General features: G+C 34.5%; 5 protein-coding genes. 4 read left to right on the forward strand and 1 reads right to left on the reverse strand.

Translation table 11 applies throughout. From position 1 onward, the window contains the following. The first annotated feature begins 344 nt into the window (after positions 1-344). The 4 genes from A7Z06_RS21360 to A7Z06_RS22180 all read left to right on the forward strand — a co-directional run bounded on the left by A7Z06_RS21360 (position 345) and on the right by A7Z06_RS22180 (position 3,152). On the forward strand, positions 345-782 hold the full coding sequence (locus tag A7Z06_RS21360) for a hypothetical protein (RefSeq protein WP_000744626.1): 438 nt from the start codon (positions 345-347) through the stop codon (positions 780-782). Between the two features lie 312 nt (positions 783-1,094). After that, a complete protein-coding gene (locus tag A7Z06_RS21365) occupies positions 1,095-1,532 on the forward strand; it encodes a hypothetical protein (RefSeq protein ID WP_001525466.1) in 438 nt (145 codons plus the stop codon). Beyond that, a complete protein-coding gene (locus A7Z06_RS21370) occupies positions 1,501-2,700 on the forward strand; it encodes a relaxase/mobilization nuclease domain-containing protein (RefSeq protein ID WP_000677826.1) in 1,200 nt (399 codons plus the stop codon). The genes A7Z06_RS21365 and A7Z06_RS21370 overlap by 32 nt, the downstream gene beginning before the upstream one ends. Positions 2,701-2,879: 179 nt before the next feature. Next, a complete protein-coding gene (locus A7Z06_RS22180) occupies positions 2,880-3,152 on the forward strand; it encodes a hypothetical protein (protein WP_000070948.1) in 273 nt (90 codons plus the stop codon). Between the two features lie 132 nt (positions 3,153-3,284). Here A7Z06_RS22180 and A7Z06_RS21380 read toward each other — a convergent pair whose 3' ends face one another. After that, positions 3,285-3,710, reverse strand: coding sequence for a hypothetical protein (locus tag A7Z06_RS21380; protein WP_000336169.1), 426 nt, complete (start codon positions 3,708-3,710; stop codon positions 3,285-3,287). Between the last annotated feature and the right edge of the window lie 875 nt (positions 3,711-4,585).

The raw sequence follows: 4,585 nt of genomic DNA on the forward strand, positions 1-4,585 counted from the left end.
TATCATGTACTGAATGTAATATTGTACTGATAATAATAACCATTTGTTTTTACATGAATGATCAGTGCAGTTTCATAACAAATCAAGAATACAAAAAATAGATGATGACCTTTACTATAGATTTACTTATCACCAATCCTAATCATTATATATTTAAAAGCCCATTTTTAATAATTAACACAATAGTATTTTTATAAATTAATTTTTTCAAAATAAAAACAATCAATTGACCATTAAATAAAGGACGAAAAAATATTTACACCCTAATTCATAAAAATAAATTTGAATTTTATTTATTTCTTAATATATATTCTCCGTAACAAAAACAATAAAGGAGAATAAAAATGAAAAAACAAAACTATTCAACCTTCACAAGTTATCTTTCTAAAACGCACAAAAATGTAGATCTTTATAGATTGTACAACCCACATTTTTCAAGCTTCTGCAAAAGCTACACTTATGACCATGATTTCTATCTTACCTATTTCTCTCGTCATATGATTACGGAGAGAAACATTCTAACTATATTTTCAATTTACGCACACTTCTCTTATGGCATGACCAAGAAAGAAACGATCAAAGATTTCATACTGTTTCTTAAAAATATTAACTCAGTTGTTTTCTGGAAATCATTCTCCTTCCGTGGTTGCAATGTTATTTATTTGGACAAAAAGCGAGAACAAAAAGAAATATCATGGTTTACCTTTTCACGAATCTATGACGAAGTATTAGGAATAAAAGAACATCAATTTAATAACAATATTTATAGAAAAATAGCATAATGGGGGATAAGCAACAATGAAAAAAACTAAATCAATAAGAAAAACAATAAAGATCATTACAACTAAATCCAGGTTACCTAAACGGTTCAAAAGGATACAGTATAGATAATAGAGTTATATTAGAAATATGAATTCAATGTGAAATATCAATAACAGACTCAAGACTATATATCTAAAGCTAAACCGGGTAAGTCTTAAACTATTTTAAGAGACTCTTTTATCCGGTGTTTATTTTTTCACGATTATACACTTGACGTTTTATTATTATCTTTTATATATGGTTCATGACACGATTAAAATTTAGGAATTTATATGCATTATAATCCTCAAAAACAACAGCCTGATTTAACAAAAACATCGAGAAGGGGAAAATTTCATACTGAACGGTTACCAGAGAATGAAATCAGATCATACTGTGTAAGTGTCAGATTAAATGAAAATGAATTATCTATTCTGGAAGAAAAAAGAGGTTCCTATAAAAAAGGAGAATGGCTCAGGATGGCTTCGCTGAATAAACTTCCTTTGGTATTACCAGAGATTAATAAAAGTGCATGGGTAGAGCTTGGTCGCCTTTCACAAGATTTAAATCGCCTGCTGACATACCTCGATGGTAAAAGTCCAGACAGCGATCCAACCCTGACAGAAATGCATGTAATCAAACGGCAGGTGCAGACACTTCGCACTCTTCTACTTCCCTCAACTTTTTGGAGTAATACAAATGAAAGGTATGCAGAAAATCAAGAGAGGTAAGCAATTTACAGGAGTAGTTGTCTATGCACTTGAACCCGCTTCACACCATAAAACTGATCCCAGGGTTATTGGTGGCAATATGGCTGGCAACCATATCGTTGACCTTATTCGCGAGTTTGGACAAACAAAACTTTTACGACCTGATATCAAAAAACCGGTATGGCACAACTCTCTTCGCTTACCGCATGGAGAAAAATTGTCAGAAGCACAATGGGCAACCGTAGCCGACGACTATATGTCCCGTATGGGTTTTAATGATACACATCTTCGTTGCTATGTTCTTCATAATGATGAGGCTGGACAACATATTCACATTATTGCCAGTCGTATCGATATTACTGACGGAAAGTTGTATCTGGGAAAAAATGAGAACCTTGCCAGCACTCGAATTATCAGTGAGCTTGAAAGAATACATGATCTCACAGAAACAGCGACTACTTCAAACCGACGATCTCAGAGCATAAAGAAGCTTTCGCGCAACGAAAAGATGCTCTCTGAACGAACGGCAACTCCCTGCCCAAAAGCCGCTTTGCAAACTTGCATTGATAATGTGTTAGCCAATCGCCCAGATTTGTTATCGTTCATTCAGCAACTGGAACAAGTGGGTGTAACCTGCCAGCCCAACATTGCTTCGACGGGCAAAATGAATGGTTTTTCATTTGAATTTCAGGGGATTGCCTTCAAGGCTTCGCAGCTTGGGAAAAGGTATGCCTGGTCAAATATTCAGACACTTATTGATTACTCGCCTGGACATGTAAAACTACTTAATACAAGATCTAAATTTGCTCCAGCTCCTTGTAAACAGCCAGAAGCACAACATCCCAGCAGAGAAACTATTCTCGATAAACTACTACAACTCGACGAGCAAGTCAGAAATGAAAGGGAGAATGAACTTGCCCAAACCATCCAGTTGAACCAAAAACTACGCTTTACGGCCCATCAGATATCCAGACAACACCAATCCCACTTCCAGATGTGGCTTCCATTTCTTAGCAGGCTCATACAACTGCTCAGACAGTTGGATAGTTCTCTGTTGTATGCGACCGCTCGTCCCTTTAGACAAATTTATCATCTTCACTTACTTGCACACAACCCTGAGTCTTTTGATAAACAGCTTTCAGAACAATCAGTTAGGAAAATTCACAGCTACAAGCCACACCACCTTTAGTTCACAAATGTAATTTAGTCAATAAATTATTGATCGTTTATACAGATCATTATTTTGATTATGATAGTTAAAATCTATCACATGATAATCATCGATCGGTACAAGCAATTTTACTAAAGAGAATTATTCATCGAGAATGGTCAAAAAGACATCAACTTAATTTAGGCCACGGAGTCACAATGAGTAACCAGACAGTTCGATTCCCCTTCTGCTTTAAGGAAAGTCCCCACGGTGTAAAAATATGCCTTGGATGCCATGCAAAAGTGGTCTATGGCGAAAGCCCGGTCATAGTGGCATTTCTATTTCAATTCGTGGCGTTCGGTCTCGCATGGTTAGCATTTTCATTGACCGGAAACACTCCAGTCTCAGTCATTACGTTTTTCGTAAGCTGTATTGTTCTTATATGTATACTTAAAAAAATCTATGCAGACAGGGTTCTGTTTATTCAATAAAATAAATCCCACAATAAGTTAAATTTCAGCAAATTCTTCATTCAGGCAGGAGCTTGGATAACCAACTCCTGCTTTTCTTACCCGCTAATTAATTTGAACTGAAAGTTCCGCATAACTGTTATTCCCGTATTCTCACAGTCTTTTTCTGCCACCCACAGGTGGTGGTATAAAATCCAACGAATGAGAAATACTTTTCCTTTCATATTGCGCCAGTAAATCTGCATAGAGTTGTTCAACCTCCATGAGGTTAGCGGAAATGTAATCCACAAGCCCGTTCAAGCAATGAAGCATTGTATGACTATTGTTGAGCTTTGTTAGCACATTAGCCTTGAGTGAAGAAACTACACCTGTGAACATCTGCATAATATTATCCACATGAAAACACGAGTTGCAGTATTGCTTACTTGAGTAATAATATTTAAGATGATATCCGACGAAAAGCACATACAGCTTTCGGTAAAAAACAGCATTAATAGTATGATCACGATGCTGAGTGATATATTTATCAATCAACTTGATAAATTTTTCTTCCTGAGAAAGAGTAATATTATTGCACATGGCTTGATCCTTTTTTAGTTTTATAATCAAGTACTATCATGCCAACATAAAAAATCAACACCTAAAACAAAATATTTTTATTTCATTACTCATGAGAAATAATTTTATCTCGCTTCTGGAAAACAAAAGAATGATACATATAAATAAAAAAACAATGCTCCTTTAATCGAATTTAAAAAAACCTTCTACGGATATTTATAACAAAGTGCTTCGCACTGACTTACGCCCCATAAACTGATACGAAGATATTGGTTTATACTTCTCTAGGGACTTTCTTGCAGCACCGCTGAGTGCACAAAGCACTCACTCGCTGAAGTAGAAAAAATTTTCCAGAGGTTTTCGGCGAAAGCCGGTTTTTATAATCATGTAATACAATGATTTTCAGTTATTCTGATATCTAAGCTCTTCTGCGACAACCTTGCTCATTCATTTAACTCCAGATATCTGTATATAGCGTAATTATTTACATTTAGTCCCCAAAAAAAATAATGATGACCGAAGTCCAATGGCGCAACACTGAAGTTGCGCAGACTTCATTACACTTATACACAAAACATAAGGGATATATTCGATATTGAATTAAGCAAGACAATATGGCAGATCCAATTAGTATTGTAATGCTATGGTTTCTTATTTCTTTATTTATCTTTTATCTTGCGAAAGACAAATAAAATAAAACTAAGTAAATCATAGCATTACATCAGATGAGCGGTCATGACTTCCATGAAGTAAATTTATTTATTTTATAACCTGAAATATTAAATCTACCACCTATAGTATTTAATTTAATACACCATATATCAATATAGATAAAATAATTTGTGTTTTTATGAATAAAAATTTGACAATTAAATAAAATATGCAATATATATTAT

The organism is Escherichia sp. MOD1-EC6819 (genome assembly GCF_002965765.1).
Classification (GTDB): domain Bacteria; phylum Pseudomonadota; class Gammaproteobacteria; order Enterobacterales; family Enterobacteriaceae; genus Escherichia; species Escherichia ruysiae.